Annotated in this window: 13 protein-coding genes, 1 tRNA gene and 2 pseudogenes; 5 read left to right on the forward strand and 11 right to left on the reverse strand. The window is 38.6% G+C overall.

Annotation, left to right across the window (positions count from 1 at the left end):
* Positions 1 to 3 precede the first annotated feature (3 nt).
* From ACFIKX_RS06205 to ACFIKX_RS06215, 3 genes are all read right to left on the reverse strand, one after another.
* The gene (locus tag ACFIKX_RS06205; RefSeq protein WP_375628574.1) at positions 4 to 798 is read right to left on the reverse strand and encodes an ABC transporter ATP-binding protein; all 795 of its coding nucleotides are present in this window, start codon (positions 796 to 798) and stop codon (positions 4 to 6) included.
* Entirely contained in the window at positions 791 to 1,687 is an 897-nt protein-coding gene (locus tag ACFIKX_RS06210; protein ID WP_375612210.1) for an ABC transporter permease, read from the reverse strand. The genes ACFIKX_RS06205 and ACFIKX_RS06210 overlap by 8 nt, the downstream gene beginning before the upstream one ends.
* A 63-nt stretch (positions 1,688 to 1,750) precedes the next feature.
* The gene (locus ACFIKX_RS06215; RefSeq protein WP_375628572.1) at positions 1,751 to 2,728 is read right to left on the reverse strand and encodes an ABC transporter substrate-binding protein; all 978 of its coding nucleotides are present in this window, start codon (positions 2,726 to 2,728) and stop codon (positions 1,751 to 1,753) included.
* Between the two features lie 186 nt (positions 2,729 to 2,914).
* On the opposite strand from ACFIKX_RS06215, the gene ACFIKX_RS06220 reads away from it, so the two are divergent.
* A tRNA-Gly gene (locus ACFIKX_RS06220) sits at positions 2,915 to 2,989 on the forward strand.
* A 699-nt stretch (positions 2,990 to 3,688) separates the two neighbouring features.
* Here the strand turns inward: ACFIKX_RS06220 and ACFIKX_RS06225 are convergent.
* The 6 genes and pseudogenes from ACFIKX_RS06225 to ACFIKX_RS06250 form a co-directional block, all read right to left on the reverse strand.
* Positions 3,689 to 4,147, reverse strand: a pseudogene (locus ACFIKX_RS06225) (DnaB-like helicase N-terminal domain-containing protein); the annotation flags it as partial.
* Positions 4,104 to 4,991, reverse strand: a pseudogene (locus tag ACFIKX_RS06230) (phage late control D family protein); the annotation flags it as partial. The pseudogenes ACFIKX_RS06230 and ACFIKX_RS06225, both read right to left, overlap by 44 nt.
* A gap of 415 nt (positions 4,992 to 5,406) precedes the next feature.
* Entirely contained in the window at positions 5,407 to 5,661 is a 255-nt protein-coding gene (locus tag ACFIKX_RS06235; RefSeq protein ID WP_375610995.1) for a tail protein X, read from the reverse strand.
* Positions 5,658 to 6,134 (reverse strand): phage tail protein, encoded by a 477-nt coding sequence (locus ACFIKX_RS06240; protein ID WP_375611305.1) that lies wholly within the window; start codon positions 6,132 to 6,134, stop codon positions 5,658 to 5,660. The genes ACFIKX_RS06235 and ACFIKX_RS06240 overlap by 4 nt, the downstream gene beginning before the upstream one ends.
* Positions 6,135 to 6,147: 13 nt before the next feature.
* Positions 6,148 to 6,522, reverse strand: coding sequence for a hypothetical protein (locus ACFIKX_RS06245; protein WP_375628571.1), 375 nt, complete (start codon positions 6,520 to 6,522; stop codon positions 6,148 to 6,150).
* A 754-nt stretch (positions 6,523 to 7,276) separates the two neighbouring features.
* Entirely contained in the window at positions 7,277 to 8,407 is a 1,131-nt protein-coding gene (locus tag ACFIKX_RS06250; protein WP_375628569.1) for a metallophosphoesterase, read from the reverse strand.
* A gap of 774 nt (positions 8,408 to 9,181) precedes the next feature.
* On the opposite strand from ACFIKX_RS06250, the gene ACFIKX_RS06255 reads away from it, so the two are divergent.
* A complete protein-coding gene (locus ACFIKX_RS06255; protein WP_375661231.1) occupies positions 9,182 to 15,298 on the forward strand; it encodes a right-handed parallel beta-helix repeat-containing protein in 6,117 nt (2,038 codons plus the stop codon).
* A gap of 381 nt (positions 15,299 to 15,679) precedes the next feature.
* Here the strand turns inward: ACFIKX_RS06255 and thiD are convergent, their stop codons facing one another.
* Positions 15,680 to 16,534: a bifunctional hydroxymethylpyrimidine kinase/phosphomethylpyrimidine kinase gene (gene thiD, locus ACFIKX_RS06260; protein ID WP_375611307.1), complete on the reverse strand. Its 855-nt coding sequence runs from the start codon at positions 16,532 to 16,534 to the stop codon at positions 15,680 to 15,682.
* A gap of 129 nt (positions 16,535 to 16,663) precedes the next feature.
* On the opposite strand from thiD, the gene ACFIKX_RS06265 reads away from it, so the two are divergent.
* From ACFIKX_RS06265 to ACFIKX_RS06275, 3 genes are all read left to right on the forward strand, one after another.
* Entirely contained in the window at positions 16,664 to 17,470 is an 807-nt protein-coding gene (locus ACFIKX_RS06265; protein WP_375628565.1) for a lysophospholipid acyltransferase family protein, read from the forward strand.
* A gap of 691 nt (positions 17,471 to 18,161) precedes the next feature.
* A complete protein-coding gene (locus ACFIKX_RS06270) occupies positions 18,162 to 19,259 on the forward strand; it encodes a D-alanyl-D-alanine carboxypeptidase family protein (protein WP_375611309.1) in 1,098 nt (365 codons plus the stop codon).
* Between the two features lie 405 nt (positions 19,260 to 19,664).
* Positions 19,665 to 20,726: a CobW family GTP-binding protein gene (locus ACFIKX_RS06275; protein WP_375611310.1), complete on the forward strand. Its 1,062-nt coding sequence runs from the start codon at positions 19,665 to 19,667 to the stop codon at positions 20,724 to 20,726.
* 890 nt (positions 20,727 to 21,616) lie between these two features.
* On the opposite strand, the gene ACFIKX_RS06280 is transcribed toward ACFIKX_RS06275, so the two are convergent.
* Positions 21,617 to 22,366 carry a L,D-transpeptidase family protein gene (locus ACFIKX_RS06280; RefSeq protein WP_375628563.1) on the reverse strand — a complete coding sequence of 250 codons (750 nt, stop codon included), beginning with the start codon at positions 22,364 to 22,366 and terminating at the stop codon, positions 21,617 to 21,619.
* Between the last annotated feature and the right edge of the window lies 1 nt (position 22,367).

The raw sequence follows: 22,367 nt of genomic DNA on the forward strand, positions 1-22,367 counted from the left end.
CTATTAATCCATTAATAGTTCATCATCATCAAGAACTTCCCCGCGAACTTTCTGAAACATGCCAATTAAATCATTGACATCCAAGCCCTTCCGCTCTTCATGACAGACATCCAAAATCACTTTTCCACCATGCAACATCAAGGTACGATCGCCATAATCAAGAGCTTGACGCATAGAATGAGTCACCATGATAGTTGTTAATTTTTTCTCTTCAACGATTTTTTCAGTCAACCGCATCACAAAATCAGCCATTCCAGGATCAAGTGCTGAGGTATGTTCATCAAGCAATAAAACATCCGCATGTGCTAACGTTGCCATCACAAGACAAACTGCTTGGCGTTGCCCACCTGATAAACTATCCATAGGATTATGAATATACGCTTCAAGACCAATGCCTAATTGAGCAATTTTCTCTCGAAAAAATTGCCGTTTCTCATAATTTAACGCCGCACGCAAACCACGACGACTTCCTCGAAGAGCAGCAAGAGCCAAATTTTCTTCAATTGTTAAAGAACCACAACTTCCCTCTAACGAATCTTGAAAAACACAAGCAATTTTTCCAGCGCGTTCACTGACTGATTGCCTAGAAACATTTTGTCCATTGATAACCACTTTCCCTGTTGAAGGAAGCGTTGCACCCGCTAAAACACTGAGCAAAGTTGATTTACCAGCACCATTTGAACCAATAACCGTAACAAAACTACCCTGATCAATTTTCAGGTTAATATCAATTAAAGCCTGTTTTTCCAAAGGTGTTTGCGGTTTAAATGTGACCCCAACATGAAAAAACTCAATCACGTTTATGCCTCCTCCAATAGCGTGGCACAATAAGGGTTAAAATAACCAACAGTGAAGTAATCAACTGAAGATCTGTCGACGTATCAATACCAATGCCATTTGCTTCAAATGCAAATTGCACCGCCACACGATAAAGCACAGACCCTACAATACAGCTGATTATAATCCAAAAAATATTGCGCGTACGAAAGAGAGTTTCACCGATAATCACGGCTGCCAATCCAAAAACAATTGTTCCAATTCCACCGGTAATATCTGTTGCAATCGCAGTTTGAATATAAAGAGAACCACCAAGTGCCACACACGCATTGGAAAGCCCCATTCCAAAATATATCAATGCTGATGTATGAACACCTTGCGCCGTCGCCATACGTGGATTAGCGCCCATTGCACGCATAGCAAGACCAATTTCACTTTCCAAAAAGCGCCAAATCAAAAACGCCATAACGAGCAACACAATACCAACGAAAAGAGGACGCACAAAAATATCAGACAAACCAAACAGATTATAAAAGGGCGTTAACGCCGTATCAGCAAGAGCTAAATTAACATTAGACCCTCCCATAATTCCCATAATACGAAGATTAACCGTATAAAGTGCCGACATTGTTAAAATAGAAGCTAAAAGATTCAAAATGCCAAAACGCAAATTCAACATAGCTGTTAATAAACCAGCCACCATACCTGCACAAAAAGCGCATGCCATAGCTGTCCATGCATTGAAACCCAAGAGAATCAAAACACCACAGACACAGGATCCAAGAAGAAACGATCCATCAACCGTTAAATCAGGAAAATCTAAAACCCGAAATGAAAGATAAACCCCTATAGCAACAAACGCATAAATAAGGCCTAATTCCACAGCACCAGAAAACGCAAATATATTCATGTAAAGACAATCCCCATGAAAACTTAACGTATTTTTATTGTATCAACACTCTATCAATAAAAGTTATTGAATCACTTTTGTTGCACGGTCAATAACTGCCTGCGGAATAATAATCCCTGCTTTTTGGGCTGCTTTCAAATCAATTCGAATGTCATTATTAGCCGCCTGCACAACATCAATATCACCAGGCTTTTCACCCTTTAGAATACGCACAACCAATTTCCCAGCATCAACCCCTACATCATAGAAATTCACACCTTGCGTCATAAAAGGCCCACGCCCGATAGTATTAGCATCAACAGTAAATACAGGCATATTGGCTTCCTCTGAGACCTTTATTGCACCTTCTAAAACAGATAAAATCGTATTATCAGCAGGAACAAAAATAATATCGACCTTACCGATTAAAGCGCGTGCTGCTGCCTGCACATCTGAAGGCTTTGGTGCCGATGAGGGAATAATTTCAATTCCAGCTTTTTTTGCTACATCCTTTAACGTTTTAAGTGTCGAAACAGAATTTGCCTCAGAAGCATTATAAAGATAACCAATTTTTTTCAAATCTGGTTTTACTTCTTGTAAAAGTCTAACACTTTCTGCAACATCTATACGATCCGAACTCCCTGTTACATTACCGCCAGGTTTGGTAAGCGAAGAAACTATTTTAGCTCCGATAGGATCAGAAATCGCTGCAAAGACGATAGGAATTGTTTTTGTTGCCGCAAGCATCGTTTGTGCTGAAGGCGTGGTAATTGCTACAATAACATCGGGTTTATCACCAACAAATTTACGTGCAATTTGCGTTGCTGTTGAAATATTACCCTGCGCTGATAAAAAGGTAAGTTGAAAATTTTCACCTTGCTTATAACCATTTGCTGCAAGCACATCTTCCACACCTTTACGAACAGCATCCGCAGCAGGATGGACCATAATTTGCGTTATTGCAACTTTAACGTGTTTAACTTGGTCATCGGCCTTTGCAACACTGTTCATCATAAAAACAGTTGCAATGATAATCCCTAATATATTTATTCTCTTCAACATTATATTCCACCCCTCTCCATGCAAAAATTAAAAAAGGAATAATTTATTACTGAAGAATTTTCTAAAATCAATCTTTATTTCATTTTATCGAAACATGGACAAAATAAATCAAACTAAAATGATATTTTTTTGTTGCAATTCGTAGAAGCCTACGCCATACAGGCAAGACATATATCGAATCGGTAAGCGGGTGTAGCTCAGGGGTAGAGCACAACCTTGCCAAGGTTGGGGTCGTGGGTTCGAATCCCATCGCCCGCTCCATTGAATTTTGTATTTATTCGTTCTTGTATGGAGTTATAGTGTAGCTTGCCAGCGGTTTTTGTATATTTTGCCACTGTAGCTTGCCAGCAGGTTTTGTATATTTTGCCACTAGGTTTTGTACCAATTTATTTTTTTCAAAGAGTTTTTAAGGGGTTCTCAAAGGGTCTTCAAAGGCCTTTCAAAGATCATTTAAAGCCTCTTTTTCTTTTCTGCTCAAAATCGCAATTTGAGATGATCAATCATTGAGTTGGAATCGTATTATTTGAGAAGCAGCGTATATAAGATGGTATGACTTCTTTTAGCATAAATTGACTGATGATTTTTCTGTATCCTAAGCACATTATTCAGGACATTATTAAAAAGAGAAGCGTTTAAGGAATTCGGTCAACTTGACCAAATTGCTCTTCAGTCTGCAATTGTGCAATGTTTGCACCATTGCTCCTTTTAGGAATTGGGTAAACATTACCCTATTGCTGTACTCATGCAATTGGTGCAAGTTTCACCTATTCCTCATCACGACCGATCAAAGGGTCAAGTTGTCCCTTTGATTTTCTGTCACTCAGAGGTTTCCTTTTCTCCTGCCTCTTTTCCCTTGTTTGGTGCCTCGAGTGTGATTTCTGTGGTGTATCCGCTTTGTTTTTCATAGCGGTGGGTGACGGTTGCAGCTTTCCATGGTCCATTGATTTGCCCACGAAACCCTTGAANAGGTGTGAACTCCAGAGGCGCATCAAAAGCTGTATTGGCAACTTCATTGCCAAGATTAATCAAAGACCGGCGGATAAAAAGATCGTAAATGACGCGTCCATAATCTTCAGCGTTAATAATAGTGACTGCCTCTGTGGCTAAGCGAACAACATACTGGTATACAGTAATATCTCCAACTTTTTCTTCCATTTGGATATAGGGCTTGATTGTAATGGGGTTTGCAAGATGACCCTTTTGAATAATTTGTAAGACAATCTCAAAGATCTTTTGGTGTAGCGTTTCAAAAAAATGTTCTGCTTTGAGAAAGTCTGAAACGCGATCGAGTGCATTATTATTAATCAGGATTGCTCCAAGCAATGCCTGTTCAGCTTCAATATTATGGGGAAGTTGACGAAAAGAAGAAGCAAAATTATCTCTTGGATTTTCTGTTTTTAGCATGTTCAGTGTTCTCATTGCTTTCTTTTCCCTTGTTTGGTGCCTCGAGTGTGATTTCTGTTGTGTATCCGCTTTGTTTTTCATAGCGGTGGGTGACGGTTGCAGCTTTCCATGGTCCATTGATTTGCCCACGAAACCCTTGAAGGATGAGAGGTTGATCCGCCATGATTTCGGGACGCCCCTCAAGGGTCAAAGAACCACTGCCCACAGTACGACACAACCTGTCCGACTCGGAAGCAGCAGCAGCTCGTGCTTCCTCCTCACAAGTGTAACAAGTGCGAAGACGCCGCACGGGACCGCTAAACCCTGTCTGATGTTTGACTTGGCATTGCTGCCCTTTTGAGCGATCAAAATAAGAAGCTTCAATGGTGCCATATTGCGTACGTGGCTCTAACGTAAATTCCCAGTTGGAACAGTCGTGCTTATGGATTGCTAATGCTGGTAAATTGTCACCGCTTAAAAATAAAAACTTATTGTCCTTGATCAAAAAACGTGCCCGCATGCGATCGGCAAGGCGGGTTAAAAAATCAACCGCCGATTGATCTGTACGAATCACATAAGGCAAAGTTTGTTGAGTGAACTGGGGACTGACCTTTGCTTGATAGCCATGGCGTTTGGCAAGTGTCTCCACAATCTCACCAACAGTTTTGTGATCAAAATGTTCACTCACCTGTTCTTTGAGCTCTTTACGCATCGAGGCGCTTTTGCCACAAAGGCGCAAAATCCCTCCATCACTGCCCCCACAACTTACAACCGATTCGACAACAAAACACCCCATAAATGCACTGATGCTGTTCTCATAACCAAAGATCACCTGTAGCGCACTGTTGCTTGAGGGAACCTCTAAATCATTGCCACTATCGNGGGACTGACCTTTGCTTGATAGCCATGGCGTTTGGCAAGTGTCTCAACAATCTCCCCAACAGTTTTGTGATCAAAATGCTCACTCACCTGTTCTTTGAGCTCTTTGCGCATCGAGGCGCTTTTGCCACAAAGGCGCAAGATTTCTCCATCACTGCCACCACAACTTACAACCGATTCGACAACAAAACACCCCATAAAGGCACTGATGCTGTTCTCATAACCAAAGATCACCTGTAGCGCACTGTTGCTTGAGGGAACCTCTAAATCATTGCCACTATCGTCAAACTCTGCTTCAAATGTATCGGCTTCATTCCCGGCATGATCCGTGATAGTTGCGGTTAAAAGACGCTGGTAAAAAACCTCATGAACAGGTTTGTCTCCCACCTTGACCACAATAAAGGGGTGTGTACGCATTAATCCCATAACCGCTTCACCATGCTTTGAGGATTAGACAACACAAATTCAGGCAGAATGACCTTTAAGCCCCGCGGTAAAAACACACCATATTTGGCAATCTCTGGATTGGCTTCCAGTGTGGCTTCTAAATAGCCGTTTAGTCCCCCAACTTGAGAACGGTCCCCTAACACAGCCATGACATGGTGAAAGCAAAGGAGATCGAGGCTCATATCCTCTAGCTCTACAACAACATGTTTTTCTGGTATCTTCATAGAGTTTGTCCCTCTTGGTAATACCCCATTTGATATTGTCCCTCTTGGTATTGTCCTTGTGGTTTTCCGCCATTAAAAAAGGGCAAGAGCGTAATGGAATAGCGGATGCGCTGGGATTGACCAGAGCGACTGATATAGTCATGGTCTTTATTGATCGTGGTGATTACTACGGATCCATGGAGAAGGACACTATAGGTCGTATCATTAATCCAACGAAGCATCTGAACCGGTTTGGCTCTTCGAATAGTTGTAGTGATGGCATCAATGGCTACCCGATCACCAAATTCTTCTGGAAACCAAACTCCATGAATGGTCTTTGCATCATTGCCATAGCCGGTAAATTGCAAACTGGGTGCCTTGCCAAAACGCTCCATACAAACCCATGAGGCAGAAAACTCTTCTTCAAAGGATTGGAAATTCAGCCAGTCCACATAAAATTGATGCGGTCCTAACATCATCAAAGGATCTCTCATAGGCTCCCTCCCCTCATTCTGTCCCGCCATGCAGAGCATTGGCACGTGCCCGTTGCAAAGCATGGGCAACCGCACGACCAGTGGCCATGGGTTCACGCGCCCCATTAACATGCACTGTGACATTTTGATTGTGTGTGATGGGGGAACGGTCTTTGTCTCTTTGCTCTCTCGCAGATGAATTTACAGGAGAAGCCCCCGCAAATTGCACGATGGGTTGGATGGCTGTTTTACCCCCCAAAAAACTTGGCAAAAACTCTCTTACATCAATCGACCCAATCCACCCCTTAATGCGGCTAGGCAAAGATTTACAATAATCCATCAATTGTGAGATAGACGACATAAAGCCATCGACAATCGAATTAGCCAGATCTTCGCCCGCTTGTTCCATACCAGCCTTGGCACTCTCCGAGAGCTTTTCACGGGCAAAAAAGCTCTTTCTAAACTGGAACTTCTTAAAATCCCCTTTTTACACCTCTCTCAAAGCAAAGATAAAACTGCCAAAACACGTGAGAGTCATCTAAGGATAATTGCATGAGACCATAACAGCTATAAACAGACTCCAATATTTGTATCATATTATTGTAACGATTTACTTACGTATAAAAGAAGAAGATAAAATTGTAATACAACTAAAAGTTCATACGGTTAATCAAGAGAAATTATATAGCATCACAAAACATCAATTGTTTGAAGATTATAAGTAAAAAATTGATCAAAATAAAAAGCTTTTCTTATGAAAAAGAAAAGAGTTGCCCATGAGTAGATATTATAAACTCTAACAAAGGGCATAACTTGATAATTATACCGCAACAAACTAATAGAAACAGCCTTCTTGATAATTCTGGACAACATGTGCTAGCAAATTATGAACACACCCTTGACAAACTCCCCTTTCTTCAAAGATGAAAGCCTAAAAAGAAAAATAGAATAACAAACCATTATTCTGCTTTGTATTAAAGCTCAGTTCACATTAAACCATTGCACTTATAGCGTATAACCTGAAATCTTAGCAGCTTTGAAAAAAAATATGTCTGATTTTTCACTCTATTCCTAAATAACATTTAGACACTCCTACTGCTCTTCAAGTCCGCACATATAATACGTTTTTTCCCTCATGCTTTAAGACAAAGAAACAAATCCTATTATAACTTACTGCAACTTGCCGAAAATTGGGTGTCTTTCCCTATAACACCAAGATCTTTAATTAAAAGCGGTTTTCCTATTTCTCCATTATAGGCTTTAACGTGAATGGTCTTGCCTTTCACATCTATGAGGTAATAATCTCCATTAAAAAGCGCACCAGCTGTATAGATAGGGATATTTCCAAAAACCTTATCATTTTTCGCACGGCAATAAGACTGATAATGCGTGTGACCCACGAAGATTGCTTTAACATTATGAGAGGTAATAATTGACTTAAAGACCGACAAATCTTTAGCATTCTTTTTACGAATAAAAAAGGATTCACCATCAATGGAAGCAGCACGCGCATCATGAAAATTAATGATTGTCACTTTACCTCTTGCATCAGCAGCAGCTAAATCGTTCCTAAGCCAATCTAAAGATTTATTGATTTGCACTTCTGTAGACTGCCCCTTCAAACCAACCGTATAGCTTGGATAATTGTGAAGCTGCACATAGTGAACATCTCCATAATCCCAAGAATAACTCAAACTCCCCCTTATCGAGCGAATATTTCCACCCGAAATGGGAACCAAGCTTTCAGTAACATCTGCATTGAAATGCGATAATTGACTACGGTATTTTTTGATTTCCGATACCATTCTTGAAACTGCACTTATAGCACAAGCATCTTTGTAAAAGCTGAATTCTTGAGGATTTGTACAATTACCAACATTATTGGCATAATCGTGATTTCCTAGCCCCTCATAGACAGGTGCTCCAAGAGTTTTATAAACATTTTCATAATCATCATAGTTTTTTTGTTGTCCAAACTCCGTCAGATCACCATTGACAATATGGAATGCAGCTTTGTGCGCTTTTATCACACCAGCAACCTGCTCATTTATCTTTAACCATGGCTCTCTGTTTGATATTCCATTGGCATCACCAGAGTTTAAACGCCACGGTTGCGGATCAGCCATAATGATAGCAGTATAATTTTTTGTAAGAGACTTTTCTTTCATCGACCAATCCATGAATGCATCATGATGAAGCCTCTTGTCTCTTTTTATTTTTTCAGAATCAAGATTAAAACAACCAGAGAGAGTAAAAGCAATCACGGTGATTACCAATTCAACTTTATATCTCATAAACCTATCACCATAAAAACGTTACATATTTTTTATATTAAAAAATTCCTCAGAGACAATTTTTTAGATTTTATTGTCAAAAATATGTCAAAAATTCGAAATAACAAAAGCAATAATCCTTCAATGAAGGTGCACTTTGATGATATAAAAGCACTGTTGATTTCAAGCCTTCAACTTGAAGCATCTTCATTGATTAAGATTTATAAGCTTGGGCTCTGGCTCTTTCAAATGTCATCGATACATCAACAGCTTATAAAAACTTAGTCGTATACTATTAAAATATCCCCAACAGGAGAAAAAATGTATTCTTATACTAGAGCACCCAACTCCTTTGGATATCAAGATCAAATATATTAGAATATTATGATAAATAAGGTATAAATAATCAAAAGTGCTAGCAATAGTGTTTGATTATTACCGTCATCACTTACTTTGACAAGTTATAAAAATGCAGAATTATTACAGAAAATACTATTATTACTTTATAAAAAAATAATATAACTTATGTAAGTATTATAATAATATTTATAATTTCTATAATATAGATTTACAATAAATTTAATTATATAATATAAATAATTACAAACACACTGTGTGTTAAATGTAAATTCATACAAATTTAATATTATTTATTTTTTAATTTTGACAAAAAACCAAAAATGTCTTACCAAATAAAGACAATTATCGAAATTAATAACAACTATCCATTTTCACTTCTTCTTATGAAGTTTGCGGGGAAATGAATATTTGGGGGCTCTCATAAGGAGAATACTGGTGTATAAAACATCCCTTTTATCATGCACGGCTGCGGCTGCTATCATACTATTCAACATCCAGTTCACTGCACATGCTGAAACTCTTGACGTTGCCAACGAAGAAAAAGATATATCCGGAAAAACGTACGAGACTATTTATGTAAAAAACAAAGGAAAAATCACCGGCAGTACTGTAACTGTAACTGGAAATGAAAACACAAATACAGACACAGGTAGCGATAAATATGTTGTAACAGTTGAAGGTGCTAACAGTGCGCTTGAATTAAATAGCTTAAATATTCAAGGCACTGATTCTGATGTTCGTTTCGGTATTTCTGTAAAAGACGGCGCTAACATCAACCTGACCGGGGGGAACATTACAGCTTCTCAAACTGGCGTTTATATTGATGATAGTAAGAATAGTAGAAATATACTGCAAAATGTAGTGATATCAGATAATAAAAATGAAGCATCATCACTCTTTGGAATAGAAATAAACAACGAAAGTTTTATCACTTTAGAAAATGTAACAGTTAAGCAAGCAGAAACTGGTATACTTGCGGATGTCGTTTCTCAAGTTATAGTATCCGGAGGATCATTCGAAGGTAAAATGGATGGCGTATATGCTATGGGCGGCACCACCATTACTGTAGATGGCGGTACTAACATTACCTCATCTAATGGTAACGGACTCCATGCCGATGATGAAAATACCACCATAAAAATGACTGGGGGAAGCGTAACTGGAAAAGACGCAGCATTGTATACAAACGACGGTGGTCATATTAAAGTCACGGGTGGTACTCTAACAGCTAAGGAAGATACCACAAGTGCACCTACTACAGAAGGGGATAACCCTGCATATAATAAGGGTACTAAAATTGAGAGTGGATTCGGCGCATTGTCTCAAGGTGAAAACAGTGTGATTGAATTATCTGATACAAAGATCAATGATGCGACAATCGGGTTAAAAACACAAGAAAGTGGCGCAATCGCAATGACTGGGGGAAGCATTACAGCGTCCAAAGTTGGTGCATTCTTTTTAGATAGCAAAAGCAAAGAAAACGAACTGAAAGATGTAGTGATATCAAGTGGGAAAGATGATGCGCCACTAATCAATGGAATCAAGGCAACTAACAGTAATGTCACTTTAAATAATGTAACAGTGACGCAAGCACAAACTGCCATAGATGCATATGATTCCACAGTAAAAGTCTTAGGAGGATCATTTGATGCAGAAAAAGCAGCAATATTTGCTCAAAACGGCGGCAACATCACTTTAACAAACGGTGCAAAAATTACATCATATAACGATGCTGGACTCTATGCGGAAGGTTCAAAGTCCATCATCGAAATGACAGGAGGGAGCGTAACAGCAAAAGAGGAAGCAATAACGACAACATACGGTGGGCATATTATTGTCACAGATGTCACCCTAAAAACAAATGGTGATGGACTTGGTGTAGCTTCTGATGACCTTGGTAGCATGATTGAATTACTTGGAAAGACAACGATTAGTGATAGTGCAATCGGGCTTCAAGCACAAAACGGTGGTGTAATCAAGATGACTGGGGGAACCATTACAGCTTCTGCAGCTGGTGCTGGCTTCTTAAACAGTAACAGCCGTGAAAACAAACTAGAAAATGTGACAATATCGAGTGGTAAAGACGATGCGCCACTGAACTTTGGAATAAAAGCAGATAAAGGTACCGTCACTTTAAAAGATGTAACAGTGACTCAAGCAGCCGCCGGTATATTTGCAGATCATGATTCGACAATAACAATCTCGGGAGGATCATTTCATGCACAAAATGCAACAATATCTGCTCAAAACGGCAGCGCCATCACTTTAACAAACGGTGCAAAAATTACATCATCTGATGATGTTGGATTATATGCAAAAGATTCAAACTCCTCCATCACAATGATAGAAGGAAACGTCACGGGAAAAGCGAGTGCTTTGGTTGCTGAAGATGGTGGTCATATTACTGTTACAGATGTTACCCTAAAAACAAATGATAGCGATAAGTCATTTGGTGTATTTTCTAATGGCGCAAATAGTGTAATTGAATTGCTTGGAAAGACCACAATTAGTGGTAGTGCAATCGGGCTTGCATTCCAAAATGATGGCGCAATCAAGATGATTGGAGGAACCATTACAGCTTCTGCAGCTGGTGCTGGATTCTTAAACAGTAACAGTCATGAAAACAAACTAGAAAATGTGACAATATCGAGTGATAAAGACGATACGCCACTGAACTTTGGGATAAAAGCAGATAAAAGTACCGTTACTTTAAAAGATGTAACAGTGACTCAAGCAGCAGCCGGTATATTTGCAGAGAATGATTCGACAATAACAATCTCGGGAGGATCATTTCATGCACAAAATACAACAATATCTGCTAAAAGCGGCAGCACTATCACTTTAACCAATGATGCAAACATTACATCATCTGATAATGTTGGACTCTATGCAGAAGGTTCAAAATCCACCATCACAATGACGGGAGGAACTGTCACGGGGAAAGGTAATGCATTGGTTGCTGAAAATGGTGGACATATTACTGTTGCAGATGTGGCTCTAACTGTCACAGATGTGGCTCCAAGTGACGACTATATATCGTCTGGTGTATTTTCTGTTGGTGAAGGCAGTGTAATTGAATTACTTGGAAATACAACTATTAGTAATAGTGCACTCGGGCTTCAAGCACTAAACGATGGTGCAATCAAGATGACTGGAGGAGCCATTAAAACTTCTCTAGTTGGTGCTGGCTTCTTAAACAGTAACAACAGCAAAAACAAGCTAGAAGGTGTAAAGATATCGAATAGTAAAGACGATGCGTTACTGAACTTTGGAATAAAAGCAGATAAAAGTACCGTCACTTTAAAAGATGTAACCGTCATGCAAGCAACCAATGCCTTAGTTGCAGATGATCACTCAACAATAACAGCCTCAGGAGGATCATTTCATGCACAAAATACAACAATATCTGCTCAAAACGGCAGCGCCATCACTTTAACCAACAATGCAAACATTACATCATCTGATAACATTGGACTCTATGCAAATAGTTCAAACTCCACCATCAGCATGACGGGAGGAACCGTCACGGGGAAAGGTAATGCATTGGTTGCTGAAAATGGTGGACATATTACGGTCACAAATGTGTCTCTAAATGTTACAGATGTATCTCTAGGTGACGAAGATATATCGTCTGGTGTATTTTCTAATGGCGAAGGCAGTGTAGTTGAATTGCTTGAAGGAACAACGATTAGTAATAGTGAAATTGGACTTACAACAAACGATGGTGGCGCAATAAACATGACTGGAGGGACCATTAAAACTTCTCTAGTTGGTGCCGGCTTTTTAAACAGTAACAGCGGTGAAAACAAGCTGGAAGGTGTGAAGATATCGAATAATAAAGACGATGCGTTACTGAACTTTGGAATAAAAGCAGATAGAAGTACCGTCACTTTAAAAGATGTAACAGTGACTCAAGCAGCCGCCAGTATAGTTGCAAATAACCACTCAACAATAACGGTCTCAGGAGGATCATTTAGTGGACGTGATGTAGGAGGAAGCGCCGAAACCAGCAGTACGATTATCTTAAAAAACAATGCTAACATTATATCATCTAATGGCGAAGGACTCCTTGCAGACGGTTCAGGATCTAAGATCATAATGACGGGAGGATCCGTAGCCGCGAACAAAACAGCGTTATTCGCAATCAACGGAGGGCATATTGATGCCACAGATGTTGCTCTAACAACAGAGGGAAAAGGAAGCGGTGCATTTGTAAGTGGCAATGACAGCACAATTCAATTGCATGGTGATACAATAATTAACAATACTTTGGACGGCCTTGGAGCAGTTAACGGTGGTAAAATCATTAGCGAAAACTTATCGATAATCGGTGGTGAAGCACTTGAAGGCTCCGACAACGAACGCACTGGTATATGGACATCGGACTCTGGTAGTGAAGTTAGGTTAATGGGCAAAACAACCATTCAAAATGTCGATGAAGGTTTTTATGCAGACGGTGGAAGTAAAATCATTAGCGGAGATTTAACAATAACTGGTGGTGAAAGTAAACAACAAACCGTTGCTGTAAACGTTGCGGAACTTGGTAGTGCAATCGAATTAAATGGTAAAACAATCATTCAAAACTTTGATTTTGGTCTCACCGCAGCAAATAATAGCACAATTAAGATGACGAATGGTTATATTGGAGCAGCAGAGAATACAATAAAAAATAAAATAGAAGCAAAAAAAGTTGCACTATGGGCGGCATTTAATGGACATATTGATGTCGTGAATACTTCTATGATAGCAGGAGTTGCTGGTTTGCAATTTATAGCTCTCTCTAATCCTGATCTAGATTATCCAGATGATCCACAAAAACGTAAAAGCAGTGAAATTAATTTAACCAATGCAGAGCTTCATGCTGAAAATGGTACTGGAATTTTTGTTGGAGCTTTCACTAAAAATAACATTGAAAATAGTGCCGATCTGTCAATTGGTACAGTTAATCTCACAAATTCGGGAATCCATGCCGACGTGTTATTAGGGGACGGTCTCTTTACGAAAGAAAAAAGCTTTTGGGAAGAGGAAGATATTAAAGCGATCTCCAATGGCACCTTCACCTTAAGCGCGGATCAGTCTACTCTAGAGGGCAGAGCGAATATTGCTAAAAATAGAACTGTACGTTTTGATCTAAAAAACAAGACAACATGGACACTAAAGACCAGTACAAAAGAAAAAGATGCTGATGGCAAACTGCTTGATATTGCTCAAAGATCTCGTTCCGATATTTCTACGCTTAATCTCGATAACAGCTCTATTGTTTTTGATGGACTGGTAGAAGATCATTATCACACATTGCATATAGGATCTGGTAAACCAGATACGCAAACAGTCTACAACGCAACGGGAGACGCAAAGATTTACTTCAACATTGCTTGGAGTGATGGCGTAGCAAGTGCCGATCAAAAAACCGATAGACTTCTGATCCACGGTGATGTCTCAGGCTCCACAACAGTTTATATCAAAAGCGATTCAGGAGATGAAAGTAGTGTAGTCAATGCTGCTGATCCTTCCAATATAGGTGGCCTCTCGCTCATTCAAGTATCTGGAAAAGCACAAGAAGACTCTTTCAAACTCGTAAATGGCTATACCACAAGAAATCGTTTGCCTTATAAATATACGCTAACGGCCTATGGACCAGAGTCAAGCCACGGTACAGCCGATGTTGCACAAAGCCTCTTTGATGAAAAGAATGAAAATTTCTGGGATTACCGCTTACATAAAGAAATTCTTGAAACGGATTCTGGTTCTGGTCCAAGTGTGATCGTCCCTGTAGCACAAACGGCCAGTTACTTAGTCATGCCAAATGCTCTCTTCTACAGTGGATTAACCGATATGGCTAAACAAAACGCACTCTTAGCCAATATCAGAACATCTGTCTTAGGAAAAGAAGAGGAAAAACAAACCGGTTTCTTCCTCTATACTTACGGAAACACAGGAACCTTATCTTCCAAGCGTGGGCCTCTCAAATATGGTTATGGTGCTGATATCCGCTATGCTGCTCTCCAAGCCGGTGTCACATTCGCGGCATTAGAAGGACAAAATACCACAACACATTTCGGTCTTGTAGGCACCTATGGGCGGCTGTCTTTCACTCCAAAGGATATGGATGATGTAAGTAAGAGCACATTGGATAAATGGTCACTAACAGCTTATGGCAGCGTGCAGCATGACAATGGTTTCTATATGGATACGCTTTTATCCTATGGAATTCTAAAAGGAGATATCGGCAATGCTATCATTGGCAAAACCGCAAAATTGCAAAATGCCAAAATGTTTAGTATCTCCACCACTGTTGGCAAAGAGTTTGCAACCGGAATGGAAAGTTTAACATTTGAGCCACAAGCACAAATTGCCTATCAACATTTGATGTTTAATACCATTGAAGATGCTGATAATTTTACCGTNGGCATTAGCGCGTGCCCGTTGCAAAGCATGGGCAACCGCACGACCAGTGGCCATGGGTTCACGGGCACCATTAACATGTACCGTGACATTTTGATTGTGTGTGATGGGGGAACGGTCTTTGTCTCTTTGCTCTCTCGCAGATGAATTTACAGGAGAAGCCCCCGCAAATTGTGCAATCGGTTGAATGGCTGTTTTGCCACCAATATAAGAAACAGCGAATATAGTGGATCCGCTAGCTTTAATATCGCCTTGTAAAAGGTCTTTCCCTCTACTCTTTTTGCTATCAAATCCTGATTTTACAATTCCTTGCTCTCTTTTTTATACTCAAAATTGCCTCTAAAACAGGATAGATTAATCGTAAAAAATATATAAAAGAAGCAAATTATAACATTTTTTCTTATCCTTCTTAATACAAAATAACTGTTAAGCTACAATACGCTAACATTTATCAGTCATAAGTCCAAAACATCATATAATGACGAAACAAATTCATAGAGTGAAGATTTTTCACTATCAACCGTTGTATTAATCTTTCCATAATGCATAAAAATGATGAAGCGGCCCTCGCCCTTTCCCTACTTTTAAAGCATCTGAGGCAGTTAAAGCGCCATGCAAATAATCTTTTGCTTGTTTAACAGCGCAATCCAAAGGTTGGGTAGGTAACAGAGCTGCAATGGCAGCAGAAATGGTACACCCTGTCCCATGATCATGAGTGGTTGAAAGACGAGAGGCTTCAAGTATAACAAGGTTTTCACAATCACAATAAAGATCTGGACTAGAACAATCGTAATTTTCTGTACTATTTTTGGTCAGCGTATTCAAATGTCCCCCTTTTAACAAAACTGCATGACACCCTAGCGCCAAGAGTCGTGGAGCATATTGATACATAGTCTCTAAAGACCATTGCACTTCACATCCCAATAACAATGCAGCTTCAGGCAAATTTGGCGTGATCAAAGTTGACATCGGCACAAGAACATCACGCATAATTTCAATTGCATCAGACTTTAAAAGAACATCACCACTTTTTGCAACCATAACCGGATCAAAAACAATGAAACGCGCTTTATGATAAGCAAGACGTTCTGCAATAACCTGTGCAATCTGAGCATTTGCAACCATACCAATTTTAACGGCATCAACATGAATATCCTCAAAAACAGAATCAATTTGATCTGCAACAAAAGAAGCATCTAATGCCTGAAAAGAACGCACACCCTGAGTATTTTGTGCAACAACAGCTGTAACCACACTCATACCATAAGTTTTCATAGCTGAAAAAACCTTCAAATCCGCCTGCATTCCAGCGCCACCAGAAGGATCTGTTCCCGCAATAGATAAAATCCGTGGAATAAAAAGTTTATCTTTTTGTAATTCCATTAACCTCTTTCCTTCTGTTTTTAAATATCGGAAAATGAGTTACCGAAAAAATAGATGCTTGAAAAAACATAAAGAAGATGTTTTCTCATGTGAATTATATTATATATGAAGTCTTCTTATAGATATAAAATGGAAAATGTAGTGCTTATCCTTCGTTCTATTCTTTTTACGTTCGCTTTTTATACAACAACTTTCATACAAATGATTCTTTACGCTCCCGTTTATTTTTTAATGCCCCGCAAAAAGGCATGGATTGTCCCTAAAACATGGGCGCGCGTTACACTCTTTTTGCAAAAATACATCGCAGGCACAAGTTATGAGATTGAAGGTTTAGAAAATCTTCCCAAAGGACCCTATATCATTGCTCCAAAGCATCAATCGGCTTGGGAAACTTTCAGTCTTGTTCCTTATTTTGATGATCCCACTCTCATTTTAAAACGTGAATTGATGTGGATTCCATTGTTTGGCTGGTATATGGCAAAAACGCAAATTATCCCCATTAACCGCACAACACCCATCAAAGCCTTAAAAATGATTATACAAAAAGCAAAAGAGAAAGTAAAACAAGGGCGCCAAATCTTGATTTTTCCCGAAGGAACACGCCGACAACCCGGTCAAGAACCAGATTATAAGTCAGGAATTGTCGCGCTCTATAATGAATTAGGACTTCAAGTTGTTCCTATTGCACATAATGCGGGTTTATATTGGCCACGCAATAATTTTCGCCGCTATCCCGGAACAATTCGTGTCCGTATTCTTCCCCCGATAGAGGCTGGTTTAAGCAAACGTGATTTTCTAGATCAACTTGTCCAAAAAACTGAAAAAGCGTGTGATGAACTGCTTCTCTTAGCAGCTCAAGACCCTACCCCTCCTCCTATGCCACCATACGCTGTTCAGAAACTTCAAAAACTAAATCAACATGAAACAATGCACTGATTGATAAGAATAATGCATAACTTTGTATATTGAGCGGAGTATAGGGAAAAAAATATAAGAAAGATACTTCAAACTTTCTAATTTAAAATTGTAAAACACTTGTACATGATAAGAAATGATCAATGTGTAAATTTTTTTGAAAAAGAATTCTTCCTCTCTTTAAAATCATTTAAATAACATACATCTCATTGATTTATAAGGATGTTTTAGCGTTATTCAACTTGAATGAGAACCCTGAATACCGTAAGATTTTCTCATTTCAAATCTATTCTAGGTTGAATCAATTAGAATCATTTTCTTACACATTACAAGCGGGGATATCTGTGTGAATAAAACGATACAAGAAAAGATTAAAATGCTTTTTACGAACCGTCTCAAGTGCCAAGGGCTATCCTAACAGGAGAGCAAGAAAAATGCATGATTATGCAGATTCATTCCTTTCTGAGAAATTCAATCCCTCCAAGAGCCTGAAATCTTGTACAATCTTCATTATTTAAAAAGTATTTCTTGAGATACTTAAGTCATCAAACCAAATTCAAGGGGAAAATAAAAATGAGAATTGGTTTTTATCCCACAGACACAACGGATACAGCAATTAACCATCTTTCCTTCCTATCCTAGACTTAAATGCTTTGTGTGCTACATTAAAACAATTCTAAATAACGAATAAGAGGGAACTAGATTTAAATTAATGCGACGTCTCTTCTATAATTTATTTTTTTCTGTGATTTTGAGTTTATCCAGCGCTGTTGCTCTAGCGCAGCCTTTTATTTCTGTTGATGTTACAACGAGGCGTATCTTAAAACATAATCAAGCTTTTGAGCGTTGGTATCCTGCTTCCTTGACAAAATTAATGACCGCTTATGTTATTTTTCGTGCCATGAGCCGAGGGGAAGTTTCACCAAACAAACATATCACCATCAGCGAATACGCCGCAAAAGCTCCCTCATATCGTTCAGGCTATAAAGCTGGTTCTGTACTCACACTTGATACAGCCTTAAGTATCACCATGGTTAAATCTACCAATGATTTAGCCATTGCCATGAGTGAAGCTGTTGCGGGTTCACAGAAAGATTTTGTACGTAAAATGAATAGCGAAGCTAAACGTTTAGGCATGTTTGGCACCCATTTTGCGAACGCAAGTGGTTTACCAGATCCTCAAAACTACTCCACGGCACGCGATATTGCTCTTTTAGCCGTTCAAATACGTCGAGAATTTCCACAATATGCTCATTATTTTTCTATTCCAGCCATTGATTTTGGTAATAATCGAAAAATCCAACATAACTCAAACAACCTCATTGGCCGTTTTTATGGGATAGACGGTATGAAAACAGGATTTATTTGTGCCTCTGGTTTTAATCTTGTTGCCTCAGCCACCCGCAATAAACGTACAATTATTGCTGTCATTCTAGGTGCTAACAACATAAGTGAAAGAGAGGAAAAAGCTGCACAACTTCTTGAAATAGGATTTTTGCACCAAGGAAGCCCCCAATTAACACTAGCAACATTAAAACCTTATGGGAGCAACATAACACAAGCCAACAATATGAGACAACAAACATGCACACCTGAAGCCATAAAAATGCATGCAAATTCATATGATGATCAAGGAAATATTATTCTCACCTCACCTTTTATCACTGCTCCACCTTCTTTTTCTCATCCTTTATCAGTACACCTCATTCGTACGCCACAAACACCTAAAATGACAGTAAAACCACTAAGAAAACCCTATATTCCGTATAAAAGGCACGCAAACCATTCTATAAAAAGCCATAAATCATAATCTACAATTAATTATAATACTTTGATTTATAATGATAATTAATTATTTTGTACCTTATGTCAAAACCACAAGTATTGTAAGATTCTCTCATTTCAAATCTGTATTTGTTGAATCAATAAAACCAGTCTCTTGCGCGCCACAAGGTGGATGAACATGTAGATAAAATAATTAAAACAAGGAATAAAAATCCTTCCTATAAGTCCTTTCAAGAACCAAAAATTATCATAACATTGACGCTAAAAGTGTATAATATACCCACGTGCACCTACCTTTATAAGCGTAAAGATAGTGGTACAATGGATTTCATGGGGGATTAACCATTATATCCCTCACGGACATAATTATAAATTGCTTAGACATACTGAGATATATTTTTTAAAAACAAAACTATGATTGATGATTAACATGAAAATAAAGCGCATCCCTCTCACGCTTATTACGGGTTTTTTAGGCTCTGGCAAAACAACTTTGCTCAACCGTATGCTACAAGACCCTCTTCTAACAGAATGTGCTGTTATCATCAATGAATTCGGCGAAATCAGTATTGACCACCTTCTGGTTGAAAAAACGACAGAAGGAATTATTGAGCTTGCCAATGGTTGCTTATGCTGTAATTTACGCAGTGATCTCATCGACACATTAATTGATTTAATAAATCGCGTTCAGACAGGACAGATCAAACAACTCCATCATATTATCATTGAAACCACAGGGATGGCTGATCCCGCCCCTATTTTACAAATACTTTTAAGCCACCCATTGTTTATTCAAACATTGTCCATAAATGCTGTTCTTGCAACATTTGATACATTAAGTCCACTTTCCATATGTAAGCGCTATCCTGAAATATATAAACAATTAATATTTGCTGATAAAATCATTCTCACCAAAACAGATCTTAGAGACCCACAAACGCTTTCAGATGCACTCCTTAGCACACTTAAAACAATGAATCCTACAGCACAAATCATTGACGCCCATTCTAAAGATTTCTGTTCAAATCTATTAATAAATAACACATTATGGGATGAAAAAGTAGAAAATACAAAACTTAAACAAAATCTTACGACTACCCCACATGATCATACCCCCCATAAAACCATTCGTACCTTTTCACTAAACTGTGAGGGTCCTGTTGATTACGCCACAATTGAAGCTTTTTTAGATCTCCTACAAGAGCGTTATGGTACAAAATTATTACGTATTAAAGCAATTATCGCATTGCGTGATGACCCTTATCGCCCACTTGTATTACATGGCGTACAAACATTTTTTCATCCTCCCATAAGATTGCCGGCATGGCCAAAAGGAATAAAACAAACACGTTTTGTCATCATTGCCGATGGTGTTGAAAAAGACGCAATACAAAAGCTCCTCAATGCTTTTTTTAATAAACCAGCAATAGATACTGCAGACAAAACAGCTCTCTTAGAAAATCCTCTGGTCATTCCAGGAATAAAATTTTAATTTTTTCTCCCCTTCAATGATATAATATTAAATTCATTGGCACCACCATCTTTATGCTTTTAAAGAAGCAAACCGGCACCATTACACACTTTGCTAATTCCCAATGTTGAAACAAGCCCTTGGTACTTGAGACGGTTTGTAAAAAGCATTTTAGTCTTTCTTGCACAGTTTCACCCACGCGGTTATCCCCGCTTGTAACGTGCAAGAAAATGGTTTTAATTTATTCAACATGGAACGGCTTTGAAATGAGAGAATCTTATGGTATTCAGGGTTCTAATTTAACTTGAATAACACTAAATTATCATTATAAATCAAATTGTTATGATAAAAAATTTAATACCCATCAATCTGCAAACAGATTGTTTTCTCTCTAAATGCGCTTCATCTGCAAACCACTTCATATGATTCATTTCACAGACCGATTGGCCAAATTCTTGGTTCTAAAATATTCTGCTCAACTCTATGTTTACTCAAGCTAATTGAAATCAAAATCCCTGTTAAGAAAAAAACCAAAATCAGACAGAGGCAATATCGCATTTTAAAATATGTGAATGTATCTTATATAACAGCACGACAAGACAATATTTTACAGCATAAAAGAATAAAACTCTTTGAAAGAAATAAAAAGAGAGGTACATTTCATGTTAACTTACTCTTCACTAAAAACGAAGATTGATACCAGTAACGATGTGCAAACAATCCAACTTCTTTGAGAAAATTCCTCTTGGCTTCCCACTTCATATGATTTACTTACATAAAGCTCTATGAAAAAACTCTGCGCTTTAAAATATTGACTACTCACTTAAACACCTTATGTGCAAAGTTTTTGCATATCCTGTATCACCATTATTAAGTGATAGTGTTTACGGTGCTGTAGGATACAATAACACTCACTGCATTAGAGAAACTGAATTTTTATCAATATCGCGATTAAAAACGTAACGTTTTCCATAAACCTCAACAGTTGGAGGTTGACGATTTTTTTCAAAAAAATCATAACCTTTCTTAAGCATAACCCAGAATTGATAATGAGGATTCTTGCTATGACGTGACATATTATCCTTGGTCATGCGGAAAGGAAAAGCCTGCAACTGAAACTCTCTTTGTCCTCCTTTAAAAGCATCCCGTGCAAACGCATAAATCTGAGCCATGTTCTTATCACTCATAGAATAACAACCTGCGGAAAAGCAAGAACCATGCACCATAAGATTGCTTCCTGTGCGACCATTTTCCTGATCATAAAGGTTAGGAAATCCTATATTAAAAGAGAGATAATATTTTGAATAAGGATTCATTTGGTTTGCGCTAATAGTATAAAAACCCTCTGGTGTCTGAAGATCCCCTTCTTTATATTTAGGTCCAAGCTTACCAGACCATTTGCAAATGCCATAGCGAGCAACCAAGATAAAAGGTCCTGAACGAGATTGCTTCCAAACTTCAGCAAGATTTTCTTCCTTAAAAAACCGCATCATAATCGGTGCATAGGGATCTATATCATACAGAACCATTCTATTTTTGATTTCTTGCGGCAACGGCTGCTCAACTTTAGCGCGAATAGAGGCTGGTAATCTTCCTTCACATGCTGTCAATAGTCCCATTACAAACAACACACACACAGCAAGGAATCTGCTAAATGTCATC

The organism is Bartonella sp. CM86QHHN, from assembly GCF_042194695.1.
Taxonomy (GTDB): Bacteria; Pseudomonadota; Alphaproteobacteria; order Rhizobiales; family Rhizobiaceae; genus Bartonella.